General features: G+C 70.1%; 19 protein-coding genes and 1 pseudogene. 11 read left to right on the plus strand and 9 right to left on the minus strand.

The features are described 5' to 3' along the window. The first annotated feature begins 1 nt into the window (after window position 1). The 6 genes from ACSHV8_RS15820 to ACSHV8_RS15845 all read left to right on the plus strand — a co-directional run bounded on the left by ACSHV8_RS15820 (window position 2) and on the right by ACSHV8_RS15845 (window position 3,236). Entirely contained in the window at window positions 2-304 is a 303-nt protein-coding gene (locus ACSHV8_RS15820; RefSeq protein ID WP_436533716.1) for a hypothetical protein, read from the plus strand. A gap of 57 nt (window positions 305-361) precedes the next feature. Continuing rightward, window positions 362-772, plus strand: a complete 411-nt coding sequence (locus ACSHV8_RS15825; RefSeq protein WP_436533718.1) for a TetR/AcrR family transcriptional regulator — start codon at window positions 362-364, stop codon at window positions 770-772. Continuing rightward, a complete protein-coding gene (locus ACSHV8_RS15830; RefSeq protein WP_436533720.1) occupies window positions 769-1,134 on the plus strand; it encodes a hypothetical protein in 366 nt (121 codons plus the stop codon). The genes ACSHV8_RS15825 and ACSHV8_RS15830 overlap by 4 nt, the downstream gene beginning before the upstream one ends. 55 nt (window positions 1,135-1,189) lie before the next feature. Next, window positions 1,190-1,756, plus strand: coding sequence for a TIGR03086 family metal-binding protein (locus tag ACSHV8_RS15835; protein ID WP_436533722.1), 567 nt, complete (start codon window positions 1,190-1,192; stop codon window positions 1,754-1,756). 150 nt (window positions 1,757-1,906) lie between these two features. Then, the gene (gene trpD / locus ACSHV8_RS15840) at window positions 1,907-2,935 is read left to right on the plus strand and encodes an anthranilate phosphoribosyltransferase (RefSeq protein ID WP_436533724.1); all 1,029 of its coding nucleotides are present in this window, start codon (window positions 1,907-1,909) and stop codon (window positions 2,933-2,935) included. A 112-nt stretch (window positions 2,936-3,047) separates the two neighbouring features. After that, a complete protein-coding gene (locus tag ACSHV8_RS15845) occupies window positions 3,048-3,236 on the plus strand; it encodes a hypothetical protein (protein WP_436533726.1) in 189 nt (62 codons plus the stop codon). 90 nt (window positions 3,237-3,326) lie between these two features. On the opposite strand, the gene ACSHV8_RS15850 is transcribed toward ACSHV8_RS15845, so the two are convergent. The 6 genes and pseudogenes from ACSHV8_RS15850 to ACSHV8_RS15875 all read right to left on the minus strand — a co-directional run bounded on the left by ACSHV8_RS15850 (window position 3,327) and on the right by ACSHV8_RS15875 (window position 6,548). Further along, window positions 3,327-3,959 carry a hypothetical protein gene (locus tag ACSHV8_RS15850; RefSeq protein WP_436533728.1) on the minus strand — a complete coding sequence of 211 codons (633 nt, stop codon included), beginning with the start codon at window positions 3,957-3,959 and terminating at the stop codon, window positions 3,327-3,329. Continuing rightward, window positions 3,946-4,203, minus strand: coding sequence for a sigma factor-like helix-turn-helix DNA-binding protein (locus ACSHV8_RS15855; RefSeq protein WP_436533730.1), 258 nt, complete (start codon window positions 4,201-4,203; stop codon window positions 3,946-3,948). The genes ACSHV8_RS15850 and ACSHV8_RS15855 overlap by 14 nt, the downstream gene beginning before the upstream one ends. A 103-nt stretch (window positions 4,204-4,306) precedes the next feature. Then, window positions 4,307-4,474: pseudogene (locus ACSHV8_RS15860) on the minus strand (RNA polymerase sigma factor); the annotation flags it as partial. Window positions 4,475-4,526: 52 nt separating this feature from the next. Next, a complete protein-coding gene (locus ACSHV8_RS15865) occupies window positions 4,527-5,039 on the minus strand; it encodes an adenylate kinase (RefSeq protein ID WP_436533731.1) in 513 nt (170 codons plus the stop codon). Between the two features lie 59 nt (window positions 5,040-5,098). Further along, entirely contained in the window at window positions 5,099-5,782 is a 684-nt protein-coding gene (locus ACSHV8_RS15870; RefSeq protein ID WP_436533733.1) for an alpha/beta fold hydrolase, read from the minus strand. Window positions 5,783-5,852: 70 nt separating this feature from the next. Continuing rightward, window positions 5,853-6,548, minus strand: a complete 696-nt coding sequence (locus ACSHV8_RS15875; protein ID WP_436533735.1) for an SDR family oxidoreductase — start codon at window positions 6,546-6,548, stop codon at window positions 5,853-5,855. A 92-nt stretch (window positions 6,549-6,640) separates the two neighbouring features. Between ACSHV8_RS15875 and ACSHV8_RS15880 the strand changes: the two genes are divergently transcribed. Continuing rightward, on the plus strand, window positions 6,641-7,450 hold the full coding sequence (locus tag ACSHV8_RS15880) for a LysR family transcriptional regulator (RefSeq protein ID WP_436536778.1): 810 nt from the start codon (window positions 6,641-6,643) through the stop codon (window positions 7,448-7,450). Window positions 7,451-7,546: 96 nt separating this feature from the next. On the opposite strand, the gene ACSHV8_RS15885 is transcribed toward ACSHV8_RS15880, so the two are convergent. Next, entirely contained in the window at window positions 7,547-7,897 is a 351-nt protein-coding gene (locus tag ACSHV8_RS15885; protein ID WP_436533737.1) for a DoxX family protein, read from the minus strand. Between the two features lie 66 nt (window positions 7,898-7,963). Beyond that, window positions 7,964-8,599: a class I SAM-dependent DNA methyltransferase gene (locus ACSHV8_RS15890; RefSeq protein ID WP_436533739.1), complete on the minus strand. Its 636-nt coding sequence runs from the start codon at window positions 8,597-8,599 to the stop codon at window positions 7,964-7,966. A gap of 310 nt (window positions 8,600-8,909) precedes the next feature. On the opposite strand from ACSHV8_RS15890, the gene fxsT (ACSHV8_RS15895) reads away from it, so the two are divergent. From fxsT (ACSHV8_RS15895) to ACSHV8_RS15910, 4 genes are all read left to right on the plus strand, one after another. After that, on the plus strand, window positions 8,910-11,606 hold the full coding sequence (fxsT, locus tag ACSHV8_RS15895) for an FxSxx-COOH system tetratricopeptide repeat protein (RefSeq protein ID WP_436533741.1): 2,697 nt from the start codon (window positions 8,910-8,912) through the stop codon (window positions 11,604-11,606). A gap of 193 nt (window positions 11,607-11,799) precedes the next feature. After that, window positions 11,800-11,982 (plus strand): hypothetical protein, encoded by a 183-nt coding sequence (locus ACSHV8_RS15900; RefSeq protein ID WP_436533743.1) that lies wholly within the window; start codon window positions 11,800-11,802, stop codon window positions 11,980-11,982. 18 nt (window positions 11,983-12,000) lie between these two features. After that, entirely contained in the window at window positions 12,001-13,212 is a 1,212-nt protein-coding gene (locus tag ACSHV8_RS15905; protein WP_436536780.1) for an FxsB family cyclophane-forming radical SAM/SPASM peptide maturase, read from the plus strand. Continuing rightward, window positions 13,209-14,414 (plus strand): HEXXH motif domain-containing protein, encoded by a 1,206-nt coding sequence (locus tag ACSHV8_RS15910; RefSeq protein WP_436533745.1) that lies wholly within the window; start codon window positions 13,209-13,211, stop codon window positions 14,412-14,414. The genes ACSHV8_RS15905 and ACSHV8_RS15910 overlap by 4 nt, the downstream gene beginning before the upstream one ends. Here ACSHV8_RS15910 and fxsT (ACSHV8_RS15915) read toward each other — a convergent pair whose 3' ends face one another. Then, on the minus strand, window positions 14,415-17,267 hold the full coding sequence (gene fxsT / locus ACSHV8_RS15915; RefSeq protein WP_436533747.1) for an FxSxx-COOH system tetratricopeptide repeat protein: 2,853 nt from the start codon (window positions 17,265-17,267) through the stop codon (window positions 14,415-14,417). Between the last annotated feature and the right edge of the window lie 39 nt (window positions 17,268-17,306).

Genomic DNA, 17,306 nt, shown 5'->3' on the forward strand with positions numbered 1-17,306 from the left:
CATGACGACGATGGAGTTGGCCTCGTTCCGTATTCACGACGGGGCCGAGCCGGCGCTGCTGGCCGAGCGCCCGGCGATGTTGGCCGCGATGCGCGCGGCCTATCCGGCTTGCCTGGCCGCGTATCTGGTCAAGCAGGACGACGGGTCGTGGACCGACATCGTGCTGTGGCGTTCGCTCGCCGAGGCCGAGGAATCAGCCAAGACGATCATGGAGGTGCCGGAGTGTGCGGCGTGGTTCCGGCACATCAGTGAGTCGCTGGGTATGCGTCATGCCGAGGTCGCCGACGCCTGGCCGGCACCGTAAATTTTTAGGAACGGTCGTTCTTGACTGGGTGTTCCTGAAAGGGTTAGCGTGGTCGTCATGGGAAGGCCACGCGCGTTCGACGAAGCCGAGGTCGTGCAGGCCGCCGCCGGGTTGTTCGCCCGGCGCGCGTTCGACGGGATCTCGGTCGACGACCTGGTCGCCCACCTGGGCGTGCACCGCAACAGTCTGTACTCGGTGTTCGGCAGCAAACGTGGCCTCTACCTGCGGGCGCTGCGCTGGAGCCTGGACAACCAGGTCCGGCCGCTGCTGCACGACGCCGACCCGGCCACCCTGGCCTACGAGCCGGCGTTGGACCTGCTGCTGATGGCCGCGGTCGAACGCGCCCCGCAGGATCCGGAGGTCGCCCGGGAAGTGGGTGCCGTCCTGACCGACGAGCGCACCGCCACCATGCTCGGGCTGCGGCTGCGCGCCCGGATCACCTCACCCACCGACGGGAGCGTCCGATGACCGCCGAGGTCAGCATCGCCGGGGAAACCCTCATCGTCGAGGTCCGTGGTCTCGACAAGCTCTGGGCGCTCAAGAGCCGCCTGGAGATCCCCCTGGTCAACGTGGCCGGCGCGACCGCCGACCCGGGTGTCGGCCGCGAACGCAAAGGGCTGCGGGCGCCCGGTACCCACGTGCCCGGGGTGATCACGTCGGGCACGTTCCACCTCGACGGCGAGAAGGTGTTCTGGAACGTGCACGACCCGAACCGGGCCGTGGTCATCGCGCTGCGCGACCAGACGTACGCGCGTCTGGTCATCGAGGTGGAGGATCCGCGCGCCACCGTCGACCTGGTCGAGCATGCCATCGTGCGTCCTCCGCAGTGATGACATCCGATCCGATCGCTTTGAGCGCGGCGGCCCGGGTTCGTAGCCTGTCCGGGTGTCCACCGAAATCAGCGACAAGCTAGCCACCGCCTCGGCCGCCGTCGCCGGACTGGTCGCCGCGGTCCGCGACGACCAGCTCGACCAGGCCACGCCCTGCACCGCGTTCCGGGTGCGGGACCTGCTCAACCACCTGATCCAGGTCGTCCACAACTTTCAGGCCCTGGCCCGCCGCGACGACGTCGACTGGACGCCCGGACCGGACCGGCTCGTCGGTGACTGGCGGACCGCGTTCGCCGCCGAGACCAGCCGCCTCGTCGACGCCTGGTCGGACCCGGACACCCTGGACGGCGTGTCCCCCGGCATGGGACTGCCCCAGCGCACCGTCGGGCAGATGGTGCTCGGCGACCTCGTCGTGCACGGCTGGGACCTGGCCCGCGGCACCGGCCTGCCCTACCGGGTCGACCCCAGTCTCGTCCCGGCCCTGCGCGAATTCCTCGACACGATGGTCGAAACCGGCCGGAAGATGGGTGCGTTCGGCGACCCTGTCGACTGCCCGCCCGACGCCGGGGAATTCGCCGAACTGCTCGCCCTGACCGGCCGCGACCCGGCCTGGCAGTGCTAAAGTCCGTGCCGTGATCACGTGTGTGAAGTTCTGGTGGCCCGCCGGTTAGGCGGCCCCGCTTCGCACCATCCCATCGGCCGCCTCCACGAGGCGGCCGATTTTGCGTGTGAGCCTCGTGAGTGGCCCCCACCCAGCGAGGACACCCCGGACATGCCGCTGTCGAAGATCATCCTGCCCCGGCTCCTGCAACGCCACGACCTGACCCGCGCCGAGGCGGCCTGGGCGATGACCCGGATCGTCAACGGCGAACCGGCCCCGGCTCAGGTCGCCGGGTTCGCGGCCGCGCTGCGCACCAAAGGCGAAACCGCCGCCGAGATCAGCGGCCTGGTCGATGCGCTGCGGGCCGGTGCCCTGCCGGTCGACATCCCCGGACCGGTCGTCGACATCGCCGGGACCGGCGGGGACGGCCTCGGCGCGGTCAACATCTCCACCATGGCCGCCGTCGTGGCCGCCGCTACCGGGCTGACCGTGGTCAAACATGGTGGCCGGGCCGCGTCGTCGACCACGTCCGGGGCCGCCGACCTGGTCGAACACCTCGGCGTGAGTCTCGACCTGAACCCGGCCGCGGCGGCCCGGGTCGCCGCCGAGGCCGGAATCACCTTCCTGTACGGGCCCAGGTTCAACCCCGGGCTGCGACACACGGCCGGGGTGCGCCGTGACCTCGGCGTACCCACCGTGTTCAACATCCTCGGCCCGCTGATCAACCCGGCCGCCCCGGAGCATCAGGTCGTCGGCGTGGCCGACGCGCGGATGGCGCCGCTGATCGCCGACGTGCTCGCCGCCCGCGGCGGCCACGCCCTGGTCGTGCGCGGCGACGACGGCCTGGACAAGCTGACCACCACCACGACGTCGCAGGTGTGGACGGTGCGCGACGGCACGGTCCGGGCCTCCGTGCTGGATCCGCGGACGCTCGGGCTGCCCCGGGCCGCGCCGGCCGACCTGCGCGGCGGCACCCCGGAACAGAACGCGGCCGGCTTCACCCGGCTGCTGGACGGGCAGCGCGGGCCGGTACGCGACGTGGTGCTGCTCAACGCCGCGGCGATGCTCGTCGCCGTGGACGGGCGTGGCCTGGCCGACGCGCTCGCATCCTGCGGCCGGGCGGTGGACGAAGGAGCGGCCCGGGAGACGCTGGCGCGGTGGGTGTATGCCGCCCGACGCGAAGCGGAGCAGGCCCGTTGAGACCGTTTTGTCCTGAACGATCGGGTGGTTTACCGGCATTGTGGCAACGGGCCGGCGGATGCGGTGGTCAGCTCAGGGGCGCATCGAGTTGTTCGCTGAAGGGAGCCGCACGATGAACAGGGTTCAGAGCTTGCTGACAGCCGGGATCGGTCTGATGGCCGCGGTGGCCCTCGGCGCCGGGGCGTCCTCGGCCGTCTCGGCCACTCCGGCCGGCACGGAAGGTGCCGCGATCACCACCGGCCTGCACGCGGGCGTCCTCATCCAGCCGCAGCCCCTGCCGCCGGGTGACCGCGCTGCCTGAGGTCCGGCTGGTGCTCACGGTCGTTTCCGCGGGCGGGAACAGCCGTGAGCACCAGCCGGCGATCGGGGCCGTGCAGACCGGGGTGGCCGGTCAGCCGCCGGCGATCAGCGTGTCGCCCGGGATCGGGAGGCACGGGCCGACCGGGCCGTCGGCCAGGCGGATCGCGGCCTTCGTGCTGCCCTTGTTGACCTGTGCGGCGTAGACGAACGTCTGACCGGGGCCGATGTACTCCGGGTGGACCTTGAAGTAGTGGTCGGGTTCGGACAGGGTGGACCAGTCGACCATTCCCAGCGGCATCTTCTCCGGGGCGACGAAGTCGGCGCGCGGACCCTGGCAGACCATGCGGGCGGGCAGGAAGTCGACGGCGGCTTTCACCCCGAACGACTCGATGCGCTTCTGCAGGCCGGCGGCGTCGGTGTACTGGCGGATCGTGACGCGGATCGAGCCGTCCGGGTCACGTTCGACCGCGTACGCGGGGGCGGTGTGCAGCAGCGGCACCAGCGCGGCCACCGCGGCGACGATCGTCGCGGCGGCCAGGGCGGGTTTCCCCACCCGGCGCTCCCGGGTCCGCCGATGATCATCGGTGGAAGAAGAACCGCTGCCGGTCAGCGCGGCCAGGCCCTCGCGATGCTCCGCGGCCAGGGGGCGCAACGCGGTGAGCAGGCGATCCTCGAACCGGCCGGACGGCCCGGCGTCGTCGAAACGCAGGTCAGGCGTATTCATGGGTGGTTCCTCCCAGCGGAATCTCGTCGGTGAGCAGCGACCGCAGCAGACGGCGGGCCCGGTGCAGGCGCACCCGGGCGGCGATCGCCGACATCCCGAGCACGGCGGCCGCGTCGGCGACCGGCAGTCCGTCGACCGCCACCAGTTCCAGCAGCCGGCGGGTGCCCTCGGGGATGCCGGACAGGGCCCGGTGGACGTGCCGGGCCGACGCCTCGGCGTCGATGCGTTCCTCGATGCGGGCCACGTCGGCCGCGTCGAGCAGGCGGTGGCCGGCGATGCGGCGGGTCGCGGCGGGCGCGACGGTGTTCGGCGGCGACCACGTTGTGGGCGACGCCGTAGAGCCAGGCGGTGATGCTGCCCCGGTCGGGGCGGTAGGTGTGCGCGGATTCGATCACCGCGACGAACACGTCGGCGGTCAGATCGGCCGCCAGGTGCGGGTCGTCGACGCGGCGGGCGACGAAGCGGCTGACCGGGCCGATGTGCTCCCGGTAGAACGCCTCGAACGGATCCTCCACAGGGCCTCCTTCGATGTCTTCACCGAGTACTTGGCCCGGGAGGCGCCCGGTGTTACATCGTGTCGAGCCAGGCGCGGACCGCGCGCGGCGAGCGCAGCAGCACGATCGGCGGCATCGACGGATCGTGCTGCCACTGCCGCATCCGGCGGCGTTTGCGCGGGTAGGACGCGAACTGCTGCCGGATGATCGAATCGCGGGTGAACAGTTCGCGCAGCGACTCGGTGTTGCCGTTGCAGACCGGGGTACGGGTGATCGCCCGTGACACCGTGCGGCGCAGCAGCCGGACCAGGCACAACCACTGTGGCAGGTCCAGTCCGACGATCAGTTGCGCGCGGGCCATCGGCACGTCCAGCCAGGACATGTACGCGCTGTCGAGCACCCATTCCTCGCCCGCGCACACCGCGGCGATCCGTGAGCGCTGTACGTCGGCCGGCACCTCGACCCAGCCCGGCTCCCAGGTCAGGTCGTCGACCGCGTGGTACGGCAGACCGGTGCGCTCACCGATCGCCCGGGCCAGGGTCGACTTGCCGGAACCGGTCACCCCGTAGACGACGATCCGTTTCACGCCCGTCAGCGTCGCACCCGCGCACGGGTGCGACGCTGACGCCGTACGGGAAAATCGGGTCAATGATTCTGAAGGAACCGGGTGAGCTCGCTCATGAACGCGGTCGGCTGCTCGGTGTGGACGTTGTGACCGGCCGTGACCGTGGCCAGCACCGCGTCCGGGATGCGGTCGGCCGCGTCGGCGAGCAGTTCGTGCGGGACCGGGCTCTCCGCCCCACTGATGATCAACGTGGGTGCGGTGAGCGTGGGCAGCGCCTCCCACCAGGCCGGATCCGGGTCGTTGAGCTGCGCCCGGATCGCGTTGACCACGGCCCAGTCGAACGGTGTCGCCTCGGTCGGCGCCGGCAGCGGCGGCCTCGACAGCGCCCCCGGGCGGGGCACGACCGCGTCCTCCACGACCAGATGTGACACGCGGCCGGGCGCGGCCACGACGACCAGGGTCGCCACGACCGCGCCCATCGAGTGCCCGACCAGCACACACCGGTCGATGCCGGCCGCGTCGAGGAAACCGAGCACGTCGTCGCGCATCAGCTCGAACGAATACTTGCCCGGACGGGCGCTGTAGCCGTGACCGCGCAGGTCGAGGGCGTAGACATGGTGGGTTTCGGAAAGGTCGGGCAGAACGGTCTGCCAGTCCGCGGCACTGTCGCCGAGGCCGTGCAGCAGGACCAGCGGCGGGTTGCCGGGATCACCGGCAGTTCGGTAGGCGACGGTTACTCCATTGACATCCAGACTCGTCGTCATGGCCGGAATGTAGCCGATCAGCGCCGCCCGTCCGGTTCCGGTCGCCCGAACGCGGGTAGGCAATCGCCGTTCAGACCAGCAGCGCACCCCCGTCGACGGTGACGACGGTTCCCGTGGTGAAGGGCTGACCGATCAGGTACAGGTACGCGTCGGCGACGTCGCCGACCTCACCGACCCGCCGCAGCGGCACCTGCGCGGCCGTCTGCGTGTAGAAGTCGTCGGCGCCGGCACCCCACAGCGGCGACCGGGTAACGCCCGGTTTGACGGCGTTCACCCGGATCGGCGCCAGCTCCACGGCCAGGGCCCGGGTCAGCGAGTCCACCGCCCCGCAGATGCTCGACGCGACCGCCCAGCCGGGGCTCGGCCGGTCCCCGGCGGTACCGGTGGTCAACGTGATCGACCCGCCCTCGCGCAGCACCGGCAGTGCGGCCCGCACCGCGGACAGCGCCCCGAAGTAGCGCAGCCCGAAGAAGTCCCGGGCCACCACCGGATCGAAATCGGTCACCGGCATCAGCGACAGCGGCCCGCCGGCGGTGTAGACCAGGTGATCGAAGGCCCCGATCTCGTCGAACAGCCCGGCCGGGAGCTCGTTCAGGTCGGCGGCGATCCCGGTCACGCCGAGCCGGTCGGCGGCGGCCCGGACGCGCTGCTCGTTGCTGGAGACGACCACGACCTCGGCACCGTGAGCGGCGGCGGCCTGTGCGGTCGCGTAGCCGATACCGGACGTGCCGCCGAGGACGACCACCCGCTGTTTCGCAATGTTCATGACCATCACGATGCGCCCGGCCGCGGCCCCGCGTCCAAGACCTGTCCGGTCGCCTGTAATACCCTGAGGGCATCGACCTGGACCTGCGCAAACTGCGCTACTTCGTGGCGGTCGCCCGGCACCTGCACTTCGGGCGGGCCGCGGCCGAACTGCACATCGCCCAGCCGGTGCTGTCACGCCAGATCCGGGCCCTGGAAACCGACCTGCGCACCCAGCTGTTCCGGCGCGATCGCCGCTCGACCGAACTGACCCCGGCCGGGCAGCGTCTGCTCGCCGACGCCGTCGCGCTGCTGGCCGACGCCGCGCGGGTGCGGCGGCGGGTGACCGGCGCGGACCGTTTCGTCGTGGCGTTCATGCCCGGCCTGATCGTCACCGATGCCGTGCGCGCGCTGCGCGACCGGCACCCCGACCTGGTCGTCGACGTGCTGCGCACCACCTGGAGTGACCAGGTCACGGTGCTGCACGACGGGCGCGCCGACGTGAGCTACCTGCGGTTGCCGGCCGAGCAGCACGGGCTGACCGTGCGGCCGGTGCTGCACGAACCGCGCGTGGTCGCCCTGCCCGCCGGGCATCGCCTGGCCGGTAAGGACACCGTGCGCATCGCCGACCTGGGCGGGGAACCGCTGCTGCAGGACCCGGACGCGGTGCCGGAATGGCGGGCGGTCGCCACCGTGCCCGCGGTGCCCGTGCCGGCCCTCGCGGTCGAGGAGAAACTGGAGCACGTCGCGGCCGGGCGGGGCATCGTGGTGCTGCCCTTGTCGACGGTGACGTTCTACACGCGGCCCGATGTGGTCCACGCCCGCATCGACGACATCGCCGACAACCAGGTGTGCCTGGCCTGGCTCACCGGGCCGCGGAATCCGCTGGTCACCGAGTTCGCCTCACTCGCGCTCCACCCCTGAAAAACACATTTGCGCGTACGGCGATGCAGCGCCCCGTGGCCCGGCCCGGCGCGTCGCGCGGGTTCTCACGCCGTACGCGCGCATCGGTTCTCGTCGTCACCAGAGGTAGAGGACGTTGATGATCAGGGTCGCGGTCATCGTGGTGAAGAAGATGGCCCAGCCGAGCAGATTGCGGGAGCCGACACGCAGGTGGGCGATCAGCGCACCGACGAAGTAGAGGACCAGCCCGGCGGCGGCGAGCGTGCCGACGATCGGGAGGGCGAAACCGGTCAGCAGGCCGACCGCGCCGGCGGCCAGTGACGCTCCCAGCCGCGGCATCCACGACAGCGGCAGCCGTTTCATGCTCAGTTGCGCTTTCGGGTAGTCGTGGCCGATCAGGTAGGTGACCGCGGCGCCGGCGGCGAAGAACGCGGCGACGATCGTGACAGTGATGTAGGCGGCGTGCACGGGTGCTCCTCGGCATTCGACGGGCTTTGCCGATCCGACGAGACAGCGAGCCGGAATGTGAGGTGGTCAGCGGCGCGCGATCAGGATGGCCCCGGGCCGCGGCTGATCCAGGTCGAGCAGCAGCTGCGTGGTCAGGGCGAACCCGGCCTCGCGCAGCCAGGTCGCGACGCGGCTGGGCTGGCGGCGGTGCACGTGCACGTTCATCGGATACCCGCCGTAACCCTGCGTCTTCAAGGTCGACTCGTTGCCGACGTGGAAGCCGATCAGCAGCGGACACCCCGCCCGCAGGACGCGGTGGAAGTGTCCGAGCACCCCGGGGACGGCCGCGTCGGGGATGTGGATCAGGGACCAGAAGACGAGCAGGCCGCCGGCCGAGGCGTCGGGCAGCGGCAGGTCCGTCATGGAACCGACCTCGAAACGCAGGCCGGGATGGTCACGGCGCGCCAGGTCGATCATGGCGGGGGACAGGTCGAGACCCCACGCGTCGACGCCGAGCTCCCGCAGGTGGGCGGTGACGTGCCCGGGCCCGCAGCCGACGTCGACGACCGGGCCGTCGCCGGCCGCATGAACCAGATCGGCGAACAGGGTGAGGGCGGCGCGCAGTTCCGGTTGCTCCCGCATCGAGGCCCGCATCAGGTCGGCGTAGCTGGCGGCGACGGTGTCGTACGAGGTCCGCGTGTCGGCCAGCCACCCCTCGGTCACCGTGCGGACGCTACCAGTCCGTCAGCAGTTCGCCCGTTCGGGGACCACGCGGCGGTGGCACAGTCGGTGAAACGACCGTGCATCTGATGGTGTTGTCGGCCGTCCGGGGTGGCCCGCGTGGGATCCTGTACCGATCTGAAAACCTTGGCAGCAGCTCGGAGCGTGTGGAGTGCCGATTGCAGTACCTGGGCCCGACGCGCTGCCGGAAGGCCCTCGCCGCGACCTCGTGGTTCGGCTGCACGCGCTATATCAGCAGGCGGGCAAACCGGCAACCCGGCTCATCAGGAAGCGCATTCTGGCTGACCGTTCATTGGAGAGCGTCTCCCACGAGACGGTCAGCAGCATTCTCCGCGGCAAGCACGTGCCGTCCTGGAACAAGTTGAAATCGATCATCGTGGTGCTGTGCGCCATGTCCGAACGGACGATCGACAGCCGCCGGGAACTCGTCGAGTGCCTCACCCTGTGGAATGAGGCCGACCTGGTTCCACCGGAAACCGAACCTGCTGATGTCCTGCCGGAACCCGCGCCGACATCGGCGATCGGCCACGAAACTTTGCCGCTGCGCCATCGGGTCGAGGCCCGCTGCCACGGTGAGATTCCGGCTCGGTCATCACTGTTCACCGGCCGGAAGGAGACCCTCGACGAGATCGAGCGCCGGCTGATCCGTTCGCCGCAGGCCCTGCTGTTGCACGGGCCGATCGGGTCAGGCAAGACACAGATCGCGGCCGAATACATGCGCCAGAACCGGGAGCGCTACACGATCACCTGGTGGGTACCCGCGGCCACCGTGGAGGAAGCCCGGTTGTCCCTGCTGAGGCTGGCCGATGCCCTGCACATCCCGCCCGCCGACTCCACGCGGCTCCGCCTCGGTGTTCTGTCCGAGGTGCTCGGCCGGTCCAGGCCGTACTTGCTGATCTTCGACGGTGTCGTCACCGGCGACGTGCGAACTCTGATCACCACTCGTGGTGGGGATGTCATCGTGACCGCCCGCAATCCGGGCTGGGGTCAGACCAATCCACCCCCAAGCCTGGAGATTCCGGGCTTCGACGAGGGCGAATCGACGCAGCTCCTGCGCAAGTACGATCCGTCCATCACGGCCGTGGAGATGCGACGAGTGGTCACGGCGGCCGGGCGGACCCCGTTCGGGTTGGTCGAGGCCTGCAAGCTGCACAGTGAGCTGGGCTGCACATGGGACAAGCTGGCCGAGTGGCTTGCCGACCCGAAGCAGCGGGTCCTGACCGGGCCCGGTCGCACGGCGACCGAGACCGTCCGGCAGGTCCTCGACGAGGGCCTGACCTCCGAACCGGGTCTGAAAGCGCTGCTCACGCTGTTGCTCGGCTTCGGTTCCAGTCCGGTCTGGGTGTGGATTCTGCGTAAGGGCATGGACGGCGACATCTCGGCCGGTGCCCGGCAACTGCTGGCCGATCTTGCCGGCCTTCAGCGACAGATACAGACCCTGGCCAGAATCGGCCTGGCCCGCCGGCACCCCGACGGCGATTGGGTGCGAATCCCGGCCTTCGAACGCTTGGTGCTGCACGAGCTGCTGCCCGAGTCCCGGAGCGAGATCAACCGGCGCGACGTGGTGGAGATTTTGGTGTGCGCGGACCCCGGCCGGCCGGGCGACCGGGATGCGCAGTCCCGCCACACGGCGATCGTGCCGCACCTCGGGCCGGCCGGAATCCTGGAGTCGTCGCGCCCGGCCGCGTACCGGACCGTGCACCACCAGATCCGGTTCCTGTTCCTGACCGGCAACTTCTTGCTCGCCCAGAAATTGGGCCGCGAGGCCGAAGCCGCCCTGGCCCGGCACGGGTCGGCGTTGTCCGGCTCCGGGATCGTGCTGCTCATCAAGCGAGACCTCGCGAACGCGTTACGTGCCGACGGCCGGTATCCGGAGGCCGACCGGCTGACCGAGGAGTCCCTGAAACTGGCCTTGGACAGCGCCTATCCGGGTGACGCCGAGGCCCAGGCGATAGTGCTCGACCTCGCCCGCAGCCGCGGGCACGACCTGCGGCTCGCCGGGCGATACCAGGAGGCGCACGACCGTGACGAGCTGACGCTGAAGGAGCATCTGGCCGCGTATGACGTGAAGGACCCGCGGTGCCTGGCCAGTGGCTACAACCTGTCGGTCAGCCGACGGTTCCTCGGCCGGTACCGCGAGGCCGAGGCAGCGGATCGGATCATTTTCGACCGGTTCCGCGACGATCGGCGTCGGCGAGCGCGACTGACCAACGCCCTGGCCGAGGACCTGTACGGGCTCGGCCGCTTCGAAGAACTGGCCGACCTGCTCGCGCCGATCCTGGAGAGCGAATCGGGTCGCGAGCTGTATCGCGCCCGTCGCATGGCCGGGGTCGCACTGCGCCGGCTCGGCCACTCCGCAGCAGCGGTCGAGCAACTCGGTGCCTGCCACCAGGCGTGCCTGGACCAGTTCGGCAGCCGGCACGAGCTGAGCCTGACGGTGTGCCTGAGCTTCGCCAACGCCTTGCGCGATCGGGGCCAGTCGGCCAGCGCCCTGCACTACTGCTTACTCGCCGAGAAGGGCTACCGCGATGCCATGGGTGACGACAATCCCCTGGTCCAGGTAGCGCGGGTGAACACGGCCGCGGTGCATCTGGCCGACGGCGACCGCGAGCGGGCCGCATGGATCATCGGCCCGGCCTACTCCGCGCTGGCGCAGCAGGTCGGAGTCCGGCATCCGTTCACCGTTCTGGCCGGGGTGAACCAGGCCTTTGCGGCCGCGAGCCGCGGCCCGGAACCGGTCTGGCCCCGACCCTTCTCAGCCTACGAGCAGGCACGCGAGCTGTTCGGCGCCGAGCACCTGGACACTCTGCTGGCCGGAGCCGGTCTCGCAGCGACCCGGGCCGCCCGTGACGAAGAAAGCGATCTCGCGTCCCGCCTCGATCAGATCCTGTCGGCGTTACGGCGCCGGTTCGGTTCCGGACATGAGCTGGTGACCCGCGTGGCCGGCGGACTCCCGGTAGCCGTGGACATCGAACTGCCGTCAGCGTGAACCGGCAAGCCTAGATTTGTCAGGTCTTGTCAGGAACCTGTGTCCATCCGGCATGAGGTCAGCGTTCCCGATAACTTCTGGCCCTGTGCCACTCTTCACGCGGCACGTGTCTTCGAATCAGACAAACTGGCTATATCTATGTGTCGGCCGGCAGGCCCTGACGAACCCTGTCCGGTCCGGCAAGGAGGTCACGATGAGGGTCGAATCCACCACCCACCTCTGGGCACCACTGACCGATCTGTCGCGGGTTCCCCTCGATGCCCCGATCACCGACGACGACCGGGTCGTGGACCAGGCATTGCGCCGGGTGCTGCACAGCCTGCACGATCGTGACGCGGTGATCAGCTCGTTCGGCTCGTTCATCGCGGAAGCCTGAGAAAGTCCCGCTGTGGACATGCCGGTGCCGGTCGTGCACGAGCGGGCGGCGCCGTGGCCGTACACCGGGCTCGACGTGGCCGCGGCCCGCGCGGCCGGGCACCGGGCGGTGCCGTTCCGCGAGCTGGTGATGAAGATTCACCAGCGCTGCAACCTCGCCTGCGACTACTGCTACGTGTACGAGTCGGCCGACCAGAGCTGGCGCGAACGGCCCCGGACCATGCCCGACGACGTGCGCGACGCGGCGCTTGCCCGGTTCGCCGACCACGCCCGCGACCACCAGCTCGGTGACGTACGGATCGTGCTGCACGGCGGGGAGCCGCTGCTCTACGGCCCGGCCCGGCTGCGTGAACTGGTCGGCGCCGCCCGCCGGGTGTTCCCGGCGGGCGTGCGGGTCACGTTCGGGATGCAGACCAACGGGGTGCTGCTGACCGAACCGGTCGTGGCCACCCTGCTGGAACTCGGCATAGCCGCCGGTGTCAGCGTCGACGGCATCGCCGCCGCTCACGATCGGCATCGGCGGACCAAGGACGGCCGGGGCAGTTTCGCGGCCGTCGCCCGGGCCCTGGCCCTGCTGCAACGACCGGAGAACCGGGCCGCGTACGCGGGCCTGCTCTGCACCGTCGACCCGGGCACCGACCCGATCGCGTGCTACGAGCAGCTGATGAGCTTCGCGCCGCCGGCGATCGATCTGCTGCTGCCGCACGCCAACTGGGAGAGCCCGCCGATGCGCCCGGATGGGGTGCTGACGCCGTACGCGCAATGGTTGATCGCTGTTTTTGATCGCTGGTACAGCGACCGGACGCCGACGCGGATCCGATTGTTCGACGATACGATAAGCCTGGTGCTCGGCGGGGCCAGCCGGTGCGAACAGGTCGGGCTGAGCCCGTCCGGGGTGCTGGTCGTGGAGTCCGACGGGGCGATCGAGCAGGTCGACGCGCTCAAGAGCGCGTATCCGGGCGCGTGCGCGACCGGGCTGCACGTGCTGCGCGACTCGTTCGACGCGGCCCTGGACCATCCGGGGATCGTGGCCCGGCAGATCGGGCGCGCCGCCCTGGCCGACGAATGCCTGGCCTGCCCGGCCGTCGCGTTCTGCGGCGGCGGCCACTACGCCCACCGCTACCGGCGCGGGATCGGTTTCCGCGCGCCGTCCGTGCACTGCGCCGACCTGCTGGCCTTCATCGGTCACGTCTACCGGCGTGTCGCCGCCGACCTGAGGAGCCCCTCGTGACCGCCGTCCACAGCCTCGACGCCCGGATGTTCGATCAGCTTGCCACCGGGGGCGGCGGGCCGGCCGCGATCGGCGCACTGTACGAGGCGCAGGTCAGTAAGCATCTGCTGCTGATCCGGTATCTTCTGGAACAGTTCCCGGACGGTGGTGCGGCGCTGGCCGGCCTGCTCGAACAGGCCCGGACCGCCGCGCCCGAGAAGTTCCGGCGGATCATCGGCGACCCGCTGGTCGGCGGCTGGACCGCGATCGCGAGCCGCGCCGCCACCCAGGGCGTGCTCGCCGACGCCGACCGTGATCACCTGGCCGCGATCGCCGTCGTCGCGGCGGCCGCGGCGGGCCTCGACGCGACACTCGACGTCCCGGTCCATGGGGGACTGGCGGTGCTGCCCGGGCTGGGGGCGATCGAGGCCGGTGACGCGGCGACCGTGACCGTCAGCGCGGCCGGCCTCGGCGCCATCGAGAAACTGCCGATCCGGATGCTGGCCGGGCCGGGGATCAGGCTCGCGCTCGACGACGTGCACCCGTATCGGCACGGCTACCACGTGCCGCCGCTCAACCGGCTCCCCGACGCCGACGTGGCCGTCTGGCAGGAATCGTTCGGGCAGGCCTGGGCCCTGCTCGCGGAGCATCTACCGGACCGGGCCGAGGAGATGGTGGCCGGGCTGCGCACGCTGGTACCACTGGCGCAGATCGATGCGCTGTCGGCGCGCAGCGCCACGTTGCGGCACGCGTTCGGGGTGTTCGGGCTGACCCTGCCGCCGACGCCGCACGACTTCGCCGTCACCCTCGTGCACGAGTTCCAGCACTCCAAACTCAGTGCGCTGCTGGACCTGGCCGTGCTGACCGACCCGGACGACGACCGGCGGTACTTCGCGCCGTGGCGGACCGACCCGCGGCCCCTGGCCGGGCTGATGCAGGGCGTCTACGCGTTCGTCGGCGTCGCGGACACCTGGCGGGCGTTGCAGACAACCGTCGAGGTCGCGACCGCGCGGTTCGCCGAGGCCCGCCTGCAGGTGGATCGCGGCCTGCGGGCCATTGAGGAATCCGGGGCGCTGACCCGGGACGGGGAACGGTTCGCGGCCGGACTGCGGCAGAGCGCCGACCGGATGCTGGCCCTGCCGGTACCGGACGCGGCCGATCGGGCCGCCCGGGACCGGCTGGCCAAGATCCACGCCGCGTGGCGGGAACACAACCGGGTCTGATCAGGTGGGCGGCGGTTCGATGTCGCCCTCCAGCCGGTTACCGGCGACCGCGGCCAGCACCTCGGGGTGGTCGTCGCCGAGCTGCGTCCGCAACGTGGTCACCGCGTCGTCGAACAGGGTCGTGGCGCGCTCGTCCTGACCGACAGCGCGCAGGTCGAAGGCGAGATTCACCGCCCGCATCAGCACGTACGGATGATCACCGGCCGCGCTGCTGAGCGTCAGCATCCGCTCCGACAGGTCCAGAGCGTCGTCATGCCGCCCGGCGACCGCATGATCGGTCGCCAGGGACGTGCCCGCGCAGATCGTGTACGCGTGGCCGTCCCGCAGCCGGTCGTCCAGCCGCGCATAGGCGGCCGCGTCGATCGTCGCCGCCTTGTCCATCTCGCCCTGGGCGCGCAGCAGGATGCCCTGGTTGACCTCCGCGACCAGGGTCAACGGATGATCCACCCCGAAGTCGCGGCGGAAACCGGACAACACCTGGTCGAGCAGAATGGTGGCCTCGTCGAGCTCTCCGGCCTGACGCAGCGCGTTGGACAGGCTCATCGCGGCCAGCACCGCGTGCTCGTGGCTCGGCTTCAACGTGCGCACCGTACGCTCGTGCGCCTCCAGCAGAACCTGGACCGCCTCGTCGAGCCGGCCCAGCTTGCGCAACACGATCCCGTAGGTCCGCTGGGCCATCACCGTCAGCAGGTGCGTGTCCGAGATCTGGCGTTTCTGCAGCAGCCATTCCTCGACCCGTTCCAGGGCCTTCTGGTACAGGCCCTGACCGTAGTGGTCGCGGGCCACGTTCATGTTCATCCGGAACAGTTCGACATCGAGCACCCCGTGGTCGGCGAAGCGCGACTCGACGTCCTCGTCGAGTCGCGCGGCCTTGGCGAACTGCCCCATCAGCCGGTGATCGGTCGCCACACTACTGAGGACCCGCCATGTGTAGAACTCCTCATCACCGAACACCTGCTGGTGCAGGATGGCGCTGCGCCGGTCGAACTCCAGCGCCTCGGCATACCTGCCTTCGATGCGTAGGTCGTGGCCGATCTGGTTGCCGGTGATCAGCGTGTACTCGTGTCGGGGACCAAACGCGGGGTTCCTGACGAACCGGTCGTAGGTGTCCTGGATGATCTCGGCGGCCAGCTTGCTGTCGCCCAGTGCCCGCGTCGCATTCGCCACCTGAGCCCGAGCCAGCAGCGTCGATTGGTCGTCCGGGCCGAGCTGCCCATCCCCTTGATCATCCTGAGCCCAGGCCACGGCTGCTCGCTCGGCGAGGAACCGGCTGTTCTCGTAGTCGCCGCTGAGGTAGAGGAACCGGGCGTGATCGAGAACGGTCTGGCGGCCCTGTGGCGTACCCGAATGAATCATGTCGGCCGGCAACAGGTGGGGGCCCATCTCGGCCTGCATGTCCAGCTCGCCGATGGTGTCGGGATCGCCCGGGCTGGCCGCGGCCAGCAGGTTCTGCACGTTGCGTAGTGTCTGCGCCCGCAGCGCGGGCTCCATCGTGTCCCGCACGACCCGCTGCACCAGCCGGTGCACCTGCAGGCGCGGCGACTTGTCGGCGCTGGCCGGAGTGGGCGCCGACGCGGTCCGGCTCACCGTCTTGGCCAGACCGTAACGCCGCAGCTCGCGGAGCAGCTGACCGGTCCGGATCGGGTTGCGCAACGCCTCCTGCAGCGGCGACGACAGGGCAGCGTTGCTGCCGCGGCGTAGCAGCGACTGCCGGATGCCCTCACCACCGAAGAACGCGAACAGGGCGAACAGCTGGGCGATGGCCTCGTCCTTGCCGCGCAACTCCTCCATCGCGACGGCGACGAACGCGGCCACGGTCAGCGGATAGTCCGGCGGCTGGCCCTCGTTGAGCAGCTCGATCCGATCGTCGAGCAGGTCGATGTACTCCCGGACCGGCATCGAGGTCGCCAGGTACCAGGCCAGGGCCTGCTCCAGGGCCAGCGGCAGGTCACCCAGCTTCTCTGCCAGTTCGTCGGCCTCGGACTCGGTGATCATCGGGTTGCCCTGCTGATCCAGGGCCCGATGGGTGAGCAGCTGAATGCTCTCGTCGCGATGAAAGACGTCGACCTCGATGGCGATGCCGATCTGATTCCACGCCTCGTTGCGGGTCGTGACGATGACATGGCCACCGGTCGACGGCAGCAGCCGTGTCAGCTGGGACGGATCGTCGGCGTTGTCGTACACCAGCAGCCACTCACGGTCGCTGCCGGCCAGCCAGTTCAGCACGGTCCGCGCAGTCTCCTGCTGATCGTCGGAGACCGGCAGGTCCAGGCGCAGGGCCAACTGGTTCAACGACGACAGGACGCATGAGATCTCTTCGGCGGGGATCCACCAGATCAGGTCGTACTGATCCAGATGGCGGTGTACGTACTCATTGACTATCTGGGTCTTGCCGACACCGCCCATACCGCTGACGGTCGGCGGCAGCACCGACGCCGTCGAGTCCTGTTCCAGAGCCTGGTCCAGACGATCGAGCAGCTCGATCCGGCCGGTGAAGTTGCGGTTGCGGATCGGGATGTCACCGATGATGCGCGCCTCGGGGCGATATACGTACGGTCGAGAACTGCGCGGCCGGGCCATGGTCAGGTCGGCGAACCGCTGAGCGGCCTCACCGCGGTGCCGCAGCCCGACGATCTCGGCGAACGTGCGCAGATCGGCTGGCGCGTCGAGCAGAACATCGATCAACGCAGCCAGATCCGCGCCCGGATCGTCGGACCGGGAAAAGGTCAAATCCCGGGTCAGCAACTCGCTCAGTTCGGCGATCCGCGCGTCCCGGGCCGATCGGCTTTCCAGCCCCGGCACGAGAAGAAGAGCATCAATGAGCCGGCTTCGAGAATCGCGCAAATTCGACAAAGCTCTTTATCTCCGAAGCACGGACGGGCCTGAGTCTCA

The organism is Actinoplanes sp. HUAS TT8, from assembly GCF_051380535.1.
Classification (GTDB): domain Bacteria; phylum Actinomycetota; class Actinomycetes; order Mycobacteriales; family Micromonosporaceae; genus Actinoplanes.